At 61.8% G+C, this 17,565-nt stretch carries 11 protein-coding genes; 6 read left to right on the top strand and 5 right to left on the bottom strand.

The features are described from left to right. Nucleotides 1–146 precede the first annotated feature (146 nt). A complete protein-coding gene (gene glnE / locus AC07OF_RS09045; protein ID WP_495072777.1) occupies nucleotides 147–3,083 on the bottom strand; it encodes a bifunctional [glutamate--ammonia ligase]-adenylyl-L-tyrosine phosphorylase/[glutamate--ammonia-ligase] adenylyltransferase in 2,937 nt (978 codons plus the stop codon). A 383-nt stretch (nucleotides 3,084–3,466) separates the two neighbouring features. Between glnE and aceE the strand changes: the two genes are divergently transcribed. The 5 genes from aceE to AC07OF_RS09020 all read left to right on the top strand — a co-directional run bounded on the left by aceE (nucleotide 3,467) and on the right by AC07OF_RS09020 (nucleotide 12,097). Next, a complete protein-coding gene (aceE, locus tag AC07OF_RS09040; protein WP_157190885.1) occupies nucleotides 3,467–6,112 on the top strand; it encodes a pyruvate dehydrogenase (acetyl-transferring), homodimeric type in 2,646 nt (881 codons plus the stop codon). A 13-nt stretch (nucleotides 6,113–6,125) separates the two neighbouring features. Then, entirely contained in the window at nucleotides 6,126–7,760 is a 1,635-nt protein-coding gene (gene aceF, locus AC07OF_RS09035) for a dihydrolipoyllysine-residue acetyltransferase (protein WP_495072776.1), read from the top strand. Nucleotides 7,761–8,026: 266 nt separating this feature from the next. Next, a complete protein-coding gene (locus tag AC07OF_RS09030; protein WP_157190883.1) occupies nucleotides 8,027–10,720 on the top strand; it encodes a putative bifunctional diguanylate cyclase/phosphodiesterase in 2,694 nt (897 codons plus the stop codon). A 69-nt stretch (nucleotides 10,721–10,789) separates the two neighbouring features. After that, the gene (msrA, locus tag AC07OF_RS09025; RefSeq protein ID WP_157190882.1) at nucleotides 10,790–11,455 is read left to right on the top strand and encodes a peptide-methionine (S)-S-oxide reductase MsrA; all 666 of its coding nucleotides are present in this window, start codon (nucleotides 10,790–10,792) and stop codon (nucleotides 11,453–11,455) included. Between the two features lie 9 nt (nucleotides 11,456–11,464). Continuing rightward, nucleotides 11,465–12,097 carry a glutathione S-transferase gene (locus tag AC07OF_RS09020; RefSeq protein ID WP_495072775.1) on the top strand — a complete coding sequence of 211 codons (633 nt, stop codon included), beginning with the start codon at nucleotides 11,465–11,467 and terminating at the stop codon, nucleotides 12,095–12,097. A gap of 172 nt (nucleotides 12,098–12,269) precedes the next feature. Here AC07OF_RS09020 and creD read toward each other — a convergent pair whose 3' ends face one another. The 4 genes from creD to rloA2 form a co-directional block, all read right to left on the bottom strand. Next, a complete protein-coding gene (creD, locus tag AC07OF_RS09015) occupies nucleotides 12,270–13,604 on the bottom strand; it encodes a cell envelope integrity protein CreD (RefSeq protein WP_157190880.1) in 1,335 nt (444 codons plus the stop codon). 95 nt (nucleotides 13,605–13,699) lie between these two features. Then, nucleotides 13,700–15,133: a two-component system sensor histidine kinase CreC gene (gene creC, locus AC07OF_RS09010; protein WP_157190879.1), complete on the bottom strand. Its 1,434-nt coding sequence runs from the start codon at nucleotides 15,131–15,133 to the stop codon at nucleotides 13,700–13,702. Continuing rightward, the gene (gene creB, locus AC07OF_RS09005; protein ID WP_157190878.1) at nucleotides 15,133–15,813 is read right to left on the bottom strand and encodes a two-component system response regulator CreB; all 681 of its coding nucleotides are present in this window, start codon (nucleotides 15,811–15,813) and stop codon (nucleotides 15,133–15,135) included. Before creB ends, creC begins: the two co-directional genes overlap by 1 nt. Nucleotides 15,814–15,902: 89 nt before the next feature. After that, the gene (gene rloA2 / locus AC07OF_RS09000) at nucleotides 15,903–16,406 is read right to left on the bottom strand and encodes a retropepsin-like aspartic peptidase RloA2 (RefSeq protein WP_038605873.1); all 504 of its coding nucleotides are present in this window, start codon (nucleotides 16,404–16,406) and stop codon (nucleotides 15,903–15,905) included. Between the two features lie 181 nt (nucleotides 16,407–16,587). Here rloA2 and yihG point away from each other — a divergent pair, with 181 nt between their 5' ends. Beyond that, nucleotides 16,588–17,490 carry a 1-acylglycerol-3-phosphate O-acyltransferase, YihG family gene (gene yihG / locus AC07OF_RS08995; protein ID WP_157190877.1) on the top strand — a complete coding sequence of 301 codons (903 nt, stop codon included), beginning with the start codon at nucleotides 16,588–16,590 and terminating at the stop codon, nucleotides 17,488–17,490. The last annotated feature ends 75 nt before the right edge of the window (nucleotides 17,491–17,565 follow it).

Below are 17,565 nucleotides of genomic sequence, written 5' to 3'. Positions count from 1 at the left end.
AAACGATCAGGGAGGCTGCAGCCTGTCCGCGAACAGCCTGGCCTCCCCTCTTTATATTCAGGCTATATGTGGACCAGTGTACGCCACTCGGGCTGTAGTGTGGTCGTGGCAGGCTTCCTGCCGCCTGATTCGCCTGGTTCAACCGCTCATGTCAGCCCCAGCTCAGCCCAGATACGCCGCACTTCCTGGCGTTCCTGGACAAACTGCGAGGCATCGATCACCCCGGCCTGCTTCTGCAAGGCCTGGCGGTGCGCCGCCGAGCGGAACGCTTTGTACACCTCACGCAGCAGTATGGCGTCGCTGGCGGGCATCAGTCCGGCCTGCTCGAGCTCTTCGAGGATGCGGATGTTGTCGGTCCAGCGCAGCAGCTCCGGATGGTCGTGAGACCAGGCCAAAGCGGCGTATTGCACCATAAATTCGATATCGACGATACCACCGGCATCCTGCTTGATATCGAAGGGCACACCGGCCTCGAACGCGTTGGCACCGGTACCGGCGGCGCTGACCTTGGTCCCCAGGTTGTCGCGCATCTTGGCGCGCATCTCGCTGACTTCGGCCTGCAGCTTGGGCAAGTCGCGGGCCTGGCCCAGAATCTGCGCACGTACCGCCTCGAACGCGCTGCCCAACTGCGCGCAACCCGCCAGCACCCGCGCCCGCACCAGCGCCTGGTGCTCCCAGGTCCAGGCCTCGTTCTGCTGATAGCGCTCGAAGGCGCCCAGCGAACTGACCAGCAGGCCGGAAGCGCCGGAAGGACGCAGGCGCATGTCCACGTCGTAGAGCTGCCCGGAGTTGGTCTGGGTGGCCAGCAGGTGGATGATCCGCTGGCCCAGGCGGGTAAAGAACTGGGCACTGTCGATCGGTTTGGCGCCATCGGTTTCAGCCTGGGGGTCGCCATCATGGATGAACACCAGGTCAAGATCCGAACCATGGCCAAACTCGATACCACCGACCTTGCCATAGCCAATAATGATGAAACCGGGGTCACACAGGCTGCCATCGCTGCGTTTGGGCTGTCCATGGCGCGCCACGGTCTGGCGCCAGGCCAGGGCCAGCACCTGGTTGAGGATGGCTTCGGCCAGCCAGGTCAGGTAATCGCTGACCTTCATCAGCGGCAGATTGCCGGCGATTTCCGACGCCGCTACCCGCAGGCTGTGGGCCAGCTTGAAGTGCCGCAGCGCTTCCATCTGCTGTTCAAGATCGTCCTCGGGAATCCGCGTCAGCCGCTCGCGCAATTCAGCCGCCAGCTCCGGCGCCTTGGGCGGGCTGAACAAACGGCCTTCGTTAAGCAGCTCGTCGAGCAACAGCGGGAAACGGGTGATCTGTTCGGCAATCCACGGGCTGGCGGCGCACAGGGTCAGCAAGCGCCGCAGCGCCCCCGGGTTCTCGGTCAGCAACACCAGATACGCCGAACGCCGGGCCACCGCCTCTACCAGCGGCAGCACACGTTCCAGTACCAGGTCCGGGTCGGCGTGCTCCACCGCCTGGGCCAGCAAACGCGGAATGAAGGCGTCCAGACGTTCGCGCCCCAAGCGCTGCATGGCGCGCAGCTGCGGGCTGGAACGCAGCCCGGCGAGCTGCTTGAGTGCCTTGCCCGGATCGGCAAAGCCGGCGTCTTGCAGCTGACGGCAAGCGGCTTCTTCATTCTGGGCTTCTTCCCACAGCGGCAGCCATTCACCACCGACAATCACTTCGCCCTCTTCGTTTTCGTCCTCATCCGGATCGGCGATGACCTGACGGAAGTGCCAGTCGATCCGTCCGCGCCAGTGCATCAATTGGTCTCGGAAGCTCGCCCAGTTGCTGAAACCGAGCATAAAGGCAATACGCACACGGTCCAGTTCATCATCCGGCAACATCTGCGTCTGACGGTCGGCAATCGCCTGGATCGCATGCTCGGTGTAACGCAGGAACTCATAGCCCTCACGCAGTTCGGCAACCACTGCAGGCGGCAGGTAACCCTGGCCCTCAAGGGTCGCAAGGACTTTCAGCAAAGGCCGCTGTTGCAGGCTCAGGTCGCGGCCGCCGTGGATCAGCTGGAACGCCTGGGCGATGAACTCGACCTCGCGAATGCCGCCGGCCCCCAGCTTGATGTTGTCGGCCATTCCCTTGCGCCGCACTTCCTGCTGGATCAGCTGCTTCATGGTGCGCAGCGCTTCGATCGCGGAAAAGTCCAGGTAACGCCGGTAAACGAAGGGTCGCAGCACATCCAGTAACTGCGCGCCGGCCACCTGGTCGCCGGCCACTACCCGCGCCTTGATCATCGCGTAGCGTTCCCAGTCGCGGCCCTGGTCCTGGTAGTACTGCTCCAGGGCATTGAAGCTGAGTGCCAGCGCACCGGACGAGCCGTAAGGACGCAGGCGCATGTCGACGCGGAACACGAAGCCGTCGACGGTGATCGGGTCCAGGGCCTTGATCAGGCGCTGGCCCAGGCGGGTGAAGAACTCCTGGTTGTCCAGCGAGCGCTTGACCCCCTCGGTCTCGCCGCCTTCGGGGAAGGCGAAGATCAGGTCGATGTCCGACGACAGGTTCAGCTCGACAGCGCCAAGCTTGCCCATGCCCAGCACCACCATATGTTGCGGCAGGCCACTGCGATGCCCGATCGGGGTACCGAACTGCTGGCAATGGCGTGGGTACAGCCATTGGTAGGCCTGATCGATGCAAGCGTCGGCCAGGTCCGACAGGTCACGGCAGGTCTGCACCAGGTCGGCCTGGCGGTTCAGGTCACGCCAGATGATCCGCACCTGCTGGCGGCTGCGCTGACGCCGCAGGTTGCGCGCCAGCTCGTCTTCGCTCGTGGCAGCCTGGGTGGCAGCGGCAATCTGCGCGCACAGCTCGCCCGGCGCGAAGCTGCGATCAAGTTCGCCGCTGGCGACCAGATCGAGGAGCATGGCCGGATCACGCAGTGCTTGTTCGAAGACAAAGTCGCTGGCCGCGGTAACCCGGGCGAACTGCGCCCAACGCTGGTCCGTCCAGCTCTCGAGCGATAAAGAAGGCGTCTGGGCAACCGCGTCACGCAACGATTGCTCGCTGCGGCTGACAAACGGCGCAAGGGTGGCGGGCACATCGGCCAGCAATGGCAGGCTCATGGTCTATCCTTGATCGGCGAGAAAAGATTGGCAGCGAGCGGACGAGGGAAGCCTGACCACGGTTGGACTGTCATACAAAAGTTAGAAATAGCTGAAAAACCTGATTCTTTGGCAGAAACCATCGCAGCAAACCTTTTCTTAACTTGTTTTTAACTACCGGTATCGATTTTTCTCACAACCCGAACAGAGGCCACGAGCCATTTTTCTGTAGTTTTACTACTGCTTCTTCACTTCAAAAGCATGAAATGGTGATTCATTTGTAGTAAAACTACACAACGCCGGTACACTCTCCGGTAATCCAAGAATTTCATGTCGTCTGCCCAAAAGGCCAGTCGCAAACTCAGGCAACCGATTCTGGAAGCCTTTCCGCCCTGGAGCAAGCCATGCAAGACCTCGATCCCGTCGAAACCCAGGAATGGCTGGACGCCCTGGAGTCGGTTCTCGACAAAGAAGGCGAAGACCGCGCTCACTATCTGATGACCCGTATGGGCGAGCTGGCCACCCGTAGTGGCTCCCAGCTGCCATATGCCATCACCACGCCATACCGCAACACCATCCCTGTCACCCACGAAGCACGCATGCCTGGCGACCTGTTCATGGAACGCCGCATTCGCTCGTTGGTGCGTTGGAACGCGCTGGCCATGGTGATGCGCACCAACCTGAAAGACTCGGACCTGGGCGGCCACATTTCGAGCTTCGCCTCCAGTGCCACCCTGTATGACATCGGCTTCAACTACTTCTTCCAGGCTCCGACCGACGAGCACGGCGGCGACCTGATCTTCTTCCAGGGCCACGCCTCGCCTGGCGTCTACGCCCGCGCCTTCATGGAAGGCCGGATCAGCGAAGACCAGATGAACAACTTCCGTCAGGAAGTCGATGGCCAGGGCCTGTCGTCCTACCCACACCCTTGGCTGATGCCTGACTTCTGGCAGTTCCCGACCGTTTCCATGGGTCTGGGTCCGATCCAGGCGATCTACCAGGCACGTTTCATGAAGTACCTGGAAGCGCGCGGCTACATCCCGGCTGGCAAGCAGAAAGTCTGGTGCTTCATGGGCGACGGCGAGTGCGACGAGCCGGAATCCCTGGGTGCGATCTCGCTGGCTGGCCGCGAGAAGCTGGACAACCTGATCTTCGTCATCAACTGCAACCTGCAGCGCCTCGACGGCCCGGTTCGCGGCAACGGCAAGATCATCCAGGAACTCGAAGGCGTGTTCCGTGGCGGTGGCTGGAACGTCAACAAAGTGGTCTGGGGCCGTTTCTGGGACCCACTGCTGGCCAAAGACGTCGACGGTATCCTGCAGCGTCGCATGGACGAAGTCATCGACGGCGAGTACCAGAACTACAAGGCCAAGGACGGCGCGTTCGTCCGTGAGCACTTCTTCAACACCCCGGAACTCAAGGCCATGGTCGAAGACCTGTCCGACGAAGAGATCTGGAAGCTCAACCGTGGCGGCCACGACCCGTACAAGGTCTACGCGGCCTATCACCAGGCGGTGAACCACAAAGAGCAGCCGACCGTCATCCTGGCCAAGACCATCAAGGGTTACGGTACCGGTGCCGGCGAAGCCAAGAACACCGCGCACAACACCAAGAAGGTCGACGTCGACAGCCTGCGTCAGTTCCGTGACCGCTTCGACATCCCGGTCAAGGACGAAGAGCTGGAAAACCTGCCGTTCTTCAAACCGGAAGAAGGCAGCGCCGAAGCCCGTTACCTGGCCGAGCGCCGTGCAGCCCTGGGCGGTTTCGTGCCGCAGCGCCGCGCCAAGAGCTTCAGCATCCCGACTCCGCCACTGGAAACCCTCAAGGCAATCCTCGACGGCTCGGGCGACCGCGAAATCTCCACCACCATGGCCTTCGTGCGGATCCTCGCGCAGCTGGTCAAGGACAAGGAAATCGGCCAGCGCATCGTGCCGATCATCCCGGACGAAGCCCGTACCTTCGGTATGGAAGGCATGTTCCGCCAGCTGGGCATCTACTCGTCCGTCGGCCAGCTCTACGAGCCAGTCGATAAAGACCAGGTGATGTTCTACCGCGAAGACAAGAAAGGCCAGATTCTCGAAGAAGGCATCAACGAAGCGGGCGCCATGTCCTCCTTCATCGCTGCCGGTACTTCGTACTCGAACCACAACCAGCCGATGCTGCCGTTCTACATCTTCTACTCGATGTTCGGCTTCCAGCGTATCGGTGACCTGGCCTGGGCCGCTGGCGACAGCCGTACCCGTGGCTTCCTGATCGGCGGTACCGCCGGCCGTACCACCCTCAACGGTGAAGGCCTGCAGCACGAAGACGGTCACAGCCACATGCTGGCCGCGACCATCCCGAACTGCCGCACCTATGATCCGACCTACGGCTACGAGCTGGCGGTGATCATTCAGGACGGCATGAAGAAGATGACCGAAGAGCAACAGGACGTCTTCTACTACATCACCGTGATGAACGAAGCCTACACCCAGCCAGCGATCCCTGCCGGCGCCGAGGAAGGCATCATCAAGGGCATGTACCTGCTCGAGGAAGACACCCGCGAAGCGGCGCACCACGTTCAGCTGATGGGCTCCGGCACCATCCTGCGTGAAGTGCGTGAAGCGGCGAAGATCCTGCGTGAAGAGTTCAACGTCGGTGCCGACGTCTGGAGCGTCACCAGCTTCAACGAACTGCGTCGCGACGGCCTGGCCGTAGAACGCAGCAACCGTCTCAAGCCTGGTCAGAAGCCACAGATCACCTACGTCGAAGAGTGCCTGGCTGGCCGTAAGGGCCCGGTCATCGCCTCTACCGACTACATGAAGCTGTTCGCCGAACAGATTCGCCAGTGGGTACCGAGCAAAGAATTCAAAGTCCTGGGTACCGATGGTTTCGGTCGCAGCGACAGCCGCAAGAAGCTGCGTCACTTCTTCGAAGTCGACCGTCACTTCGTCGTGCTGGCTGCACTGGAAGCCTTGGCTGACCGTGGCGAGATCGAACCCAAGGTTGTGGCCGACGCCATCGCCAAGTTCGGTATCGACCCGGACAAACGCAACCCACTGGACTGCTGAGGAGTATTTTTAAGTGAGCGAACTCATTCGCGTACCTGACATCGGCAGCGGTGAAGGTGAAATCATTGAGCTGTTCGTCAAAGTCGGCGACCGCATCGAGGCTGACCAGAGCCTGCTGACCCTGGAGTCCGACAAGGCCTCCATGGAGATCCCGGCCCCCAAGGCCGGTGTGATCAAGTCGCTGAAGGTCAAGCTCGGCGACCGCCTGAAAGAAGGCGACGAGCTGATGGAACTGGAAGTCGAGGGCGCCGCTGCGGCGCCTGAGACTCCGGCTGCTGCCCCGGCTGCCGCGGCTCCTGCTGCCGCTCCGGTTGCAGAGGCTGCGCCTGCTCCGGCAGCTGCCCCGGCGGCTGCCACGGTTCAGGACATCCACGTTCCGGACATCGGCTCCTCGGGCAAAGCCAAGATCATCGAAGTCCTGGTCAAGGTCGGCGATACCGTCGAAGCCGACCAGTCGCTGATCACCCTGGAATCGGACAAAGCCTCGATGGAGATCCCGTCTCCAGCCGCTGGCGTGGTCGAAGCCGTGATTGCCAAGCTGGACGACGAAGTCGGTACCGGCGACCTGATTCTCAAGCTGAAAGTTGCCGGTGCCGCTCCGGCTGCCGCTCCAGCACCTGCTGCTGCTCCGGCGCCAGCTGCTGCTCCTGCTCCTGCTGCTGCAGCCGCACCTGCACCTGCGCCGGCTGCCCCAGCCGCCGCACCGGTTGCCGCCCCAGCAGCAGCCAACGGTGCCAAGGTTCACGCCGGCCCGGCCGTGCGTCAGCTGGCCCGTGAGTTCGGCGTCGAGCTGAGCGCAGTAGCGGCCACCGGCCCGCACGGTCGTATCCTCAAGGAAGACGTGCAGGTTTACGTCAAGGCCATGATGCAGAAGGCCAAGGAAGCCCCGGCCGCCGGTGCAACCGGTGGTGCAGGCATCCCGCCGATTCCGGAAGTCGACTTCAGCCGCTTCGGTGAAATCGAAGAAGTGCCGATGACCCGCCTGATGCAGATGGGCGCTACCAACCTGCATCGCAGCTGGCTGAACGTGCCTCACGTGACCCAGTTCGACTCGGCCGACATCACTGAGCTGGAAGCCTTCCGCGTTGCGCAGAAAGCCGTTGCAGAGAAAGCCGGCGTCAAGCTGACCGTCCTGCCACTGCTGCTCAAGGCCTGTGCCCACCTGCTCAAGGAACTGCCGGACTTCAACAGCTCGCTGGCGCCTAGCGGCAAAGCGATCATCCGCAAGAAGTACGTCAACGTCGGTTTCGCCGTAGACACCCCGGATGGCCTGCTGGTCCCGGTGATCAAGAACGTCGACCAGAAGAGCCTGCTGCAACTGGCTGGCGAAGCGGCGGCCCTGGCGGAAAAAGCCCGGACCAAAAAGCTCTCGGCAGACGACATGCAAGGCGCCTGCTTCACCATCTCCAGCCTCGGCCACATTGGCGGCACCGGCTTCACGCCGATCGTCAACGCGCCGGAAGTGGCGATCCTCGGTGTTTCCAAGGCCACCATCCAGCCAGTCTGGGACGGCAAAGCCTTCCAGCCGAAGCTGATGCTGCCGCTGTCGCTGTCCTACGATCACCGCGTGATCAACGGTGCAGCTGCCGCGCGCTTCACCAAGCGCCTGGGCGACCTGCTGACCGACATCCGCACCATGCTGCTGTAATGCTGTTTCCGGTCTCCCTCTGCCGAGGGAGACCGGCTCCCTTTTCGAGCTGCCACGCTCGTACCTCAACCCCGCCACTTTGGCGGGGCTTTTTTTGCCTGTGATTTGCTGGCCGCCGCGAAGCCCCCAACGTTTAAGATTCACGCTTGGGTGCCGACACAGTAGATGCAGGCTTGTCAGCCTCAAGCGCATGATGCAACCTTGCCAAAACGCGTAGCAGCAGATTGCGCTATCTTCGCGAACAGCCTTCTTGAAGCGAGCCCTCAATGAAAAGCCAACCCGATGCCGCCAGCCGTATGGTGGCCGAGGTCGTGACGCAATTGCCCGTGCCTTCGCGGCTCGGCATGCTGCGTTTCGAACGGCTGAATGAAGCCAGTTGGGCCCTGCTGTACCTCGACCCCGCCTGCGAACGCCAGTTCGGCCTGGCCGCGGTCGAGCTCTGCGCCCTGGTCGGCTCGCCCTACGCCAGCCTGATGGAGCCCGAGGCTCGCTACAAACTGCATGACGCCATCCAGCTGCAGCTGGGCCAGCGCCCGCACTACCTGGTGCGCTACACCCTGCACACCGCTCAAGGACCGCTGCACCTGCTGGAACTCGGTGAAGCCTACAAGCAGCACAACCGCCAGTTGCTGCGCGGCTACCTGATGGTCCTCGACACCCAGCCCGGTGACGGCCCGGACCTCAGCGCTGCCGACCTGGAAACCCGCAACAACCGCCTGCAGATCGCCCTGCAGCTCAACCAGCAGGCGCAGCAGGAACAACTTGAGCATCTGGAACGGGTGCGCGCCCAGCAGGAGCTGATCCTGCACCTCGCCCGTCATCGCTACAGCGCCAGCAACTCGCTGCTCGAAGCCGCCGAGCTGATCACCCGCAGCGCTTGTGAGATCTACAAGATCGAATGTGCGAGCATCTGGTACCTGGAAGGGCAGCGCCTGGAGCCTATCTCCGCGTACTACCGCGAGAGCCAGGAATACCACCTGCCCGATCCCATCGACGCCAGTTGCTTTCCCGACTACCTCGACGCCCTGCACACCAGCCGCGCCATTGACGCCCACAACGCCAGTCACGATCCGCGCACCCGGGAAATGGCTGAAAGCCTGCGCCCGCGCGACATCAACGCGATGCTCGATGCCAGTATCCGCATCGATGGCCAGGTGGTCGGCGTGCTCTGCCTGGAGCACACCGGCTCGGCACGGGCCTGGCAGTCGGATGAAATTGCCTTTGCCGGCGAGCTCGCCGATCAGTTCGCCCAGGTCATCAACAATCACAACCGGCGTACCGCCACCAACGCCCTGCATCTGTTCCAGCGTGCTGTCGAGCAGAGTGCCAACGCCTTTTTGCTGGTCAACCGCGATGGTGTGGTCGAGTACGTCAACCCGAGTTTCACCGCCATCACCCAGTACAGTACCGAGGAGGTCCATGGCCATCGCCTCTCCGAGCTACCGGCCCTGGAAAACCTCAGTGAGCTGTTGTTCGACGCCCCTTCGAGCCTGGCCATGGGCAACAGCTGGCAGGGCGAATTCAAGAGTCGGCGCAAGAACCTCGAGCCCTACTGGGGGCAGCTGTCTATCTCCAAGGTCTACGGTGACAACCGCGAACTGACCCACTACATCGGCATCTACGAAGACATCACCCAGAGCAAGCTGGCGCAGCAGCGTATCGAACGCCTGGCCTACACCGACAACCTGACCAGCCTGGGCAACCGGCCGGCGTTCATCCGCAACCTTGACGAACGCTTCGCCCGCGACAGCGACAGTCCGATCTGCCTGCTGCTGGTGGACATCGACAACTTCAAACGGATCAACGACAGCCTCGGCCACCAGACCGGCGACAAGCTGCTGATCAGCCTGGCCCGGCGCCTGCGCAACAGCCTCAGCGCCGGCGGCAGCCTGGCGCGCTTTGCCAGTAACGAATTCGCCGTCCTGCTCGAAGACACCGACCTCAAAGACGGCAAGCAGATTGCCCAGCAACTGCTCAGGACCCTCGACAAACCGCTGTTCGTCGACAACCAGCTGATCAACGTCACCGGCTCCGTGGGCCTGGCCTGCGCTCCGCTGCATGGCCGCGACCCGCAGACCCTGATGAAAAACGCAGGCCTGGCCCTGCACAAGGCCAAAGCCAACGGCAAGCACCAGGCCCAGGTGTTCACCGAAGCCCTGAATGCCGAAGCCAGCTACAAACTGTTCGTCGAAAACAACCTGCGCCGCGCCTTGACCCAGAACGAGCTGGATGTGTTCTACCAGCCCAAGCTGTGCTTGCGCAGCGGCCGTCTGCTGGGCCTGGAAGCCCTGCTGCGCTGGAACCATCCGGACAAGGGCATGATCCGCCCGGATCAGTTCATCAGCGTTGCCGAGGAAACCGGGCTGATCATCCCGATCGGCAAGTGGATCGCCCGCCAGGCCTGCAGCATGAGCCAGAAGTTGCGCACTGAAGGGCTGGGCGATCTGCAGGTGGCGATCAACCTGTCACCCAAGCAGTTTTCCGATCCCGAGCTGGTTGCCTCGATCGCCAATATCCTCAAGGAAGAAGCGCTGCCGCCCCATCTGCTGGAGCTGGAGCTGACCGAAGGCCTGCTGCTCGAAGCCACCGAAGACACCCACCGCCAGCTCGACCAGCTCAAGCAGCTGGGGCTGACCCTGGCCATGGACGATTTCGGCACCGGCTATTCCTCGCTCAGTTACCTGAAGAAGTTTCCGATCGATATCATCAAGATCGACCGTAGCTTCATTCATGAAATCCCCGACAACCAGGACGACATGGAAATCACCTCGGCGGTGATCGCCATGGCCCACAACCTCAAGCTCCAGGTGGTCGCCGAAGGCATCGAGACCGCCGAACAGCTGGCGTTCCTGCGTCGTCACCGCTGTGATGTCGGCCAGGGCTATCTGTTCGACCGCCCGATTCCGGGGGCCGAGCTGGTCAACAAACTCAAGCGTTATCCGCGTGGACCAAGCGCCTGACAGCGGCGTAACACTCGGGCACACTACGACTCTATCCCTTATCGTCCTACTTTGAAGAGGAATGGGTTCATGGTCCTGCGCTCGGAAATCCTGGTGAACAAAAACGTCCTGCCTACTGCGGAACAGGCCCTGCCTGGCCGCGAAACCCCGATGCCCCTGCCCGAGAAGCACTTTGTCTTCAAAGACACCCCACTGCTCGGGCCGTTCTTCGAGAACGTCGACTTTGCGATCTTTGGCCTGGGTTGCTTCTGGGGTGCCGAGCGGCGCTTCTGGCAACGTGAAGGCGTGGTCAGCACCGTGGTTGGCTATGCCGGCGGCTTCACCCCCAACCCGACCTACGAAGAAGTCTGCTCGGGCCTGACCGGCCACACCGAAGTGGTACTGGTGGTATTCGACAAGGACAAGGTCAGCTATCAGGAACTGCTGGCGATGTTCTGGGAACTGCACAACCCGACCCAGGGCATGCGCCAGGGCAACGACATCGGCACCCAGTACCGCTCGGTAATCTACTGCACCAGCCCCGAACAACTGCAACAGGCTCAGGCCAGCAAACAGGCCTACCAGGCTGAACTGAGCAAAGCCGGCTTCGGCGAGATCACCACCGAGATCGACCAGGCGCCGACCGTCTACTTCGCCGAGGCCTATCACCAGCAGTACCTGGCGAAAAACCCTGACGGCTACTGCGGTATCGGTGGCACCGGTGTCTGCCTGCCGCCCAGCCTGCAAGGCAACTGAGGGTTCGACATGTCCGCACCGAGCATGGTCCTGTTCTACTCGCCGGCTTCGCCCTTCGTGCGCAAGGTCATGGTGGTGCTGCACGAGACCGGGCAGACCGAGCGCGTAGCGCTGCAGAGCGTCAACCTGACGCCGGTCAGCCCGGTTGCCGAGCTCAACCAGGGCAACCCGGCCGGGAAAATCCCGGCCTTGCGCCTGGCTGACGGCAACGTGCTGCACGACAGCCGGGTGATCTGCGAATACCTCGACCTGCAGCATGTTGGCAACCCGCTGATCCCCAGGGAAGGCTGGTCGCGCTGGCATCGCCTGACCCTCGCCTCGCTGGCCGACGCGGTCATGGACGCGGCGGTGCTGACCCGTTACGAAACCTTCCTGCGCCCGCAAGAAAAACGCTGGGACAGCTGGATCGACGCCCAACAGGACAAGATCCGCCGCGGCCTGGCCAGCTTTGAGCAGGAGCATATTGCCGAGCTGAGCGCGGCGTTCGACATCGCCGCCATCGGTGTGGCCTGTGCCCTGGGTTACCTTGATCTGCGCATGCCGGACCTCGGCTGGCGTGAACAACAGCCGAAGCTCGCGGCCTGGTATGCCGAGGTCAGTCAGCGGGCGTCGATGCGGGCGACGGATCCTTCGCTCACCTGATTCAACCCCTGTGGGAGCTGGCCTTGCCAGCGATGCAAACGCCGCGCACTAGCTGACACCGCAGCGATCTCATCGCCGGCAAGGCCGGCTCCCACACTGACCTCTGCCGTCCACACATTGGCAATACCCCGTGCCAACACCATTCCCAGATGCCTTTCCTCGCGCAAGCCGCTCATTGCAGTTTCCCCTGACCAACGCTGTACCAGTCCAGTCGCCGGGTCAGAACCATGAACACACCCAACAGCCCGAACAGCAGCAGCGAGCCCATCAACAAGGCATAGTCCTCGGCGCTGAGCAGCCCGTAGAGCATGCCGTAGAGCACCGCCAGCCCGAGGGCAAAGCCCATGGCGCGCAACAGGCTGTGCAACACATGAGACAGATAGAAACCGATCAGCAGTACACAGGCGCCGGCAGACAGCAGATACGCCAGGCCAAAACCCAGATGCTCGGACAACGACAGCAACAGCAGGTAGAACAACGCCAGGGCCGCACCCACCAGGGCGTATTGAATCGGGTGCACGCTGAGGTTCTTGAGAATCTCGAAGAGGAAGAAGCCAGCAAAGGTCAGGGCGATGAACAACAACGCATACTTGATCGCCCGCTCGCTCTTGAGGTACTGATCCACCGGGTCGACAAAGCTGACCCCGAAGGCGCGGTCGCGGAAATCCGCGCAACTGGCATTGACCGCACATTGGCTCAGGGCGTCTTCCAGGTTGGTAGAGAAGAACGACGTCTGCCAGCGCGCCGAGAAGCCACCCGCGTCAATCTTGCGGCTGCTGGGCAGGTAGTTGCCGACAAAGCTTGGGTGCGGCCAGTTAGCCGCCATGCTGACACTGGTGCTGCGGCCAACCGGCAGCACATACAGCTGACCAGTGCCCTGCAAGCTGAGATCGAAGGCATAGTCGAACAGGGTTTCTGCCTTGCCGTCGAGGCGGCCCAGGGGCACGTGCACACCACCACCCAGCCAGCTCAGGCCGGTGCCGGCCTGGAAGTCCAGGCGCTGGTCATTGAACTGTAATTGCAGGCCCTTTTCGATACCGCGGATATCACTGATGCCGACCGCAAGAAAGGCTGGCTCGAAGCGATAATCCTCGAGGTCCTGGTTAATGCCCCAATTCGCCGGCACTTTGAACTGGCCACTGATGTGGTTATCGGCATGAAACAGCCGCGCCTGGTAAATCCCTCGCGAACGCAGTTCGGTGTCGATGCCCGACTTCAGCTCGAAGGTCTCCGGCAGAAAGTACAGGTGACCACTGACTTGCTTGGTTTCCACGAAGGTTTTGCCCTCTTCGGTCTTCCAGCTTCGCTCGGTCTTGCGATACGGCACCACCAGCACCGGGCCGCTGATCTGCTGGCTGAAACTCGCGCTCTGGGCGATGTCCTGTACGACGTTGTCACGCAGTTGCTGACGCTCACCAATCAGGCCGCCGATCATGAACAGCGGGATCAGCAACAGCACAATCAGCAAGGCGATGGTGCCAAGTTTCAGACTCAGGGTTCGACTCATGGGGCAACACTCCGGTTTCGATGAGCAGAGTCTGCGCAATGAAAATGGAGCGTTTGGGGAGATGTGTGGAGCTTGCGTGCAGAGTGTGTGAAGTTTCAGTCCAGGCGTTTGGCGGGCAGCCACAAACGCACGCGTACACCGTCCTCGACGTTGGCGACTTCCAGCGAACCGCCATGCAGCTGCATCACTTCCTCGACAAAGTTCAGCCCCAGCCCGGTGCTCTTGCGCCCGCTAAGCGGCCGCGGCAGCGAATAGAAGCGCTCGCTCACCCGCCCCAGGGCATAGTCGGGAATCGCCTCACCCTGGTTGAACAGGCTCAGAGCCACGCGCGCGCCCTGTCTCTCCAGCTCGAACACCAGCTTGCCGCCGGGCGGGGTGAAGTCCAGGGCGTTGTCCAGCAGGTTGGCGATGGCCTGGCGCATGAGGAACGGCTCACACAGCAGGCGGGTACTCGCCGGTACACGTTGGCGCACCTGCAGACCGTTGCTTTCGATCCGCGCACTCTGGGCCAGCAACAGCTCATCGACCAGGGCCGCCAGCGACACATGCTGCTGTTCTTCCAGAGCTTGCAGCTGTTCGACCTGCGCCAGGTTGAGCAGGCGCTCGATCAACTGCTGCATGCGCGCACTTTCGCTCTCGATGTTGTCGGCAAAGCGCTGGCGCTGTGCTTCCGGCATCGGTCCCTGGAGCAGCTCCGATGCGCCGCGAATGGCCGCCAGCGGGCTCTTCAGCTCATGGGTCAGGGTATGAACGTAGCGCTCGACATAGTCCTTGCCTTCCAGCTGGGTGCGCATGCGCTCCACCGCCGCCGCCAGCTGTCCCAGCTCACCGCCGCGATAGTGCGGTAGCGCGGTGCGCTCTCCTTCGCTGACAGCCTGGGCGTAATGGGTCAGGCGTCGTAGCGAACGGGCCAGCCACCAGGACAGCGCGGCACCGACCAGCAAGCCCAGGCCGATCAGGCCCAGTCCCAGGTACAGCAAACGCTGCTCGGAGCGATCGATATACGGCTGCAATGACTTGTTCGGCTTGGCCACGGTGACCACGCCGATGATCTTGCCTTCATCGAGAATCGGCGCGGCGACGTGCATCACTGACGACTCGGGATCCTCCGGGTCGCTACGGGTCGAACGTGCACCATACTCACCGCGCAGGGTCAGGTAGACGTCGTTCCAGCGGGAATAGTCCTGGCCCACCGCCGCACCACTGGAGTCGAGCAGGACAATGCCCTTGGCATCGGTGACATAGATGCGATGGTTGACCTGATTCTTCGACAGCCCCCAGATATCGGCATTCGGCTGACGCTGGCCGTAAGCACGCAACACCTGCGGCAAGCGGCTCTGGCCGAGGGTACCGGCCTTGACGTCGTCGTGAAGGATTTCGGCGAGCAGGTTGGCAGTGTCCACCAGGGTTTCTTCGGTGGACTGGCGCACTCCGGGACGGATCTCTTCACGCACGGTGCTGAGAATGAAGTAGCCGGTCAGCCCGACAAACAGGAAGTAGACCAGGAAGATGCGGATGCCCAGGCGCATCAGCTATGGCTCGGGCTGTAGCTGTAACCCAGGCCACGGTGGGTCTGGATCGGCTCGGCATCGGCGGCCACCTGCCGCAACTTGGCACGCAGGCTCTTGATATGGCTGTCGATGCTGCGTTCATAACCTGCGTCGGCGGGCACGCCGACGGCATCGAGCAACTGCTCGCGGCTGAACACCCGCTCGGGTTGTTCCAGCAGGCTCTGCAACAGGCGGAATTCGTGGCGGGTCAGGCTCAGGGCTTGGCCGCGGTAGCTGATCTGCATGCGCAGGGTATCGACCTGGAACAGCAGCGGTGCGCTCACCGGCTCCGCACGCGGTGCCATGCGCTTGAGGATTGCCCGTACCCGCGCCGCGACTTCGCGCGGGCTGAAGGGCTTGACCACATAGTCGTCGGCGCCGATTTCCAGGCCCACCACGCGGTCGATTTCACCGTCGCGGGCACTGAGGAACATCACCGGCACATCGCTGAAACGCCGGAGCTGACGGCAGGTTTCGAAGCCGCTGATATCCGGCAGACCGATGTCGAGGATGATCAGATCGGCTGGCCGCTGACGCTGCTGATCGAGCGCCGCACTGCCCAGGGTCACCCACTCCGTGCTGTGACCATCACCCTGCAAGGCAAAAATCAGGGTGTCGGCAATGGCCGCTTCGTCTTCGACAATGAGTATGTGAGGCATGGCGTCCGGGCCTGGCACTGGGGTGTTGCATCTTGTAGGAGATTCTCAGGGGTCTGGCAAGGCCCATAGGATGTTTTCCCCACCAGGTATCAGCACTCAGGCTTGCCCGCCGTGAAGCGTCGCGCCGGGTTCACCGCCGCCTTGAACTCACGCAAGGCCTTGGCACCGATCAGCAGTGGATAGTTGAAGCTGCTGCGGTCGGTCAGGTTGACTTCAACGGTACGCTTGACGTCGCCCAGGCACAGCTCAAGGTCCACCACCGGACGCTTGCTGATCTCCGCCCCCTCGCCGTCTTCATCTTCATCGGCGCGGTTCTTGATCTTGCTGATGCGCGCCAGCTTGTGTTCGTAAACCTTGCCGCTGGAGTCCTTGGTCGCCAGGCGGAAACGCACCCACTCTTCACCATCACGAGTAAAAAGCTCGATGTCTTTGGCCGACAACGACGCGGTCAGCGCCCCGGTGTCCATTTTCGCCTTGAGGGTTTCACCGCCAAACTCCGGCAGCGTGATGTATTCGTAGCGGCCATACAGGGTCGGCTCGGCAGCCATCACCGGAAGGGCCAGCAGCGACAGCAGTGCAAGTACAGATTTCACAGGGATCCGCTTCCTTGAGATAAGACAGTGTTTAGACTGCGAAGGCAGGATAGGTTCGCGTTAATAGCTTATTCAACACAATGTGAAACATTTGTCCCAGTCGAGCAGACCTGAGCATTTGGCGTATGCCGACAGGCTGCTTATCATTGCCGGCCGCTTACTTGAATATAAGAGCTTTCTTATGCGCCGCTTACTGACGGGCATTCTTGTGACCTTGCTGTTGCTGCTCAACACCCTGGTCCTGATCGGCCCATTGCTGGTCTTTGCCCTGCTCAAACTGGTCCTGCCCGGCCGTTACCGTGACTATGCCTCATGGACGGTGATGTGGATCGCCGAAACCTGGTCTGAAATCGACAAACTGATTTTCCGTCTGTGCATCCCCACGGTGTGGGACGTGCGCGGTGCCGATGACCTGCGCCTGGACACATCCTACCTGGCCATCAGCAACCACCAGAGCTGGGTCGATATCCCGGCGCTGATCCAGGTGCTCAACCGACGTATCCCCTTCTTCAAGTTCTTCCTGAAAAAAGAACTGATCTGGGTGCCATTGCTGGGCCTGGCCTGGTGGGCGCTGGATTACCCGTTCATGAAGCGCTACAGCAAAGCGTTTCTCGACAAACATCCGGAGCTCAAAGGCCAGGACCTGGAAATCACCAAGGCCGCCTGCGAGTTGTTCAAGCGCCAGCCGGTAACCGTGGTCAATTACCTTGAAGGCACGCGCTTCACCGAAGCCAAGCGTGTGGCCCAGCAGTCACCCTACAAGCACCTGCTCAAACCCAAGGCCGGTGGTGTCGCCTTTGTGCTGGCGGCGCTGGGCGAACAGCTCGATGCCCTGCTTGACGTCACCATCGTCTACCCCGGCGACAAGGCGCCGGGCTTCTGGGACCTGCTCAGTGGCGCTGTGCCAAAGGTGATCATCGACATCCAGGTGCACGAGCTGGATCCGGCGCTGTGGGATGGCGACTACGAAAACGATCCGCTGTTGCGCCAGACCGTGCAGGACTGGGTCAACCAGCTGTGGCGCGACAAAGATCAGCGGATTGAAGCATTGCGGGCGGAGCTGGCCCCCGCGATAGCCGATTAAAATCTGCGTTAATAATCAAGATAAGGGAATCTTCTTTGCTATTGGCGGATTAACTGGATAAAAATCGATCAACTA

The organism is Pseudomonas sp. GW821-FHT10B02 (assembly GCF_059415665.1).
This window is presented reverse-complemented; position numbering and strand designations above follow the sequence as displayed.

Coding starts and splice junctions, on each gene's coding strand:
- creD (WP_157190880.1), bottom strand. CDS start 13,604: ATGAGTCGAACCCTGAGTCTGAAACTTGGCACCATCGCCTTGCTGATT.
- creB (WP_157190878.1), bottom strand. CDS start 15,813: ATGCCTCACATACTCATTGTCGAAGACGAAGCGGCCATTGCCGACACC.
- yihG (WP_157190877.1), top strand. CDS start 16,588: ATGCGCCGCTTACTGACGGGCATTCTTGTGACCTTGCTGTTGCTGCTC.
- aceE (WP_157190885.1), top strand. CDS start 3,467: ATGCAAGACCTCGATCCCGTCGAAACCCAGGAATGGCTGGACGCCCTG.
- creC (WP_157190879.1), bottom strand. CDS start 15,133: ATGCGCCTGGGCATCCGCATCTTCCTGGTCTACTTCCTGTTTGTCGGG.
- AC07OF_RS09020 (WP_495072775.1), top strand. CDS start 11,465: ATGTCCGCACCGAGCATGGTCCTGTTCTACTCGCCGGCTTCGCCCTTC.
- glnE (WP_495072777.1), bottom strand. CDS start 3,083: ATGAGCCTGCCATTGCTGGCCGATGTGCCCGCCACCCTTGCGCCGTTT.
- msrA (WP_157190882.1), top strand. CDS start 10,790: ATGGTCCTGCGCTCGGAAATCCTGGTGAACAAAAACGTCCTGCCTACT.
- AC07OF_RS09030 (WP_157190883.1), top strand. CDS start 8,027: ATGAAAAGCCAACCCGATGCCGCCAGCCGTATGGTGGCCGAGGTCGTG.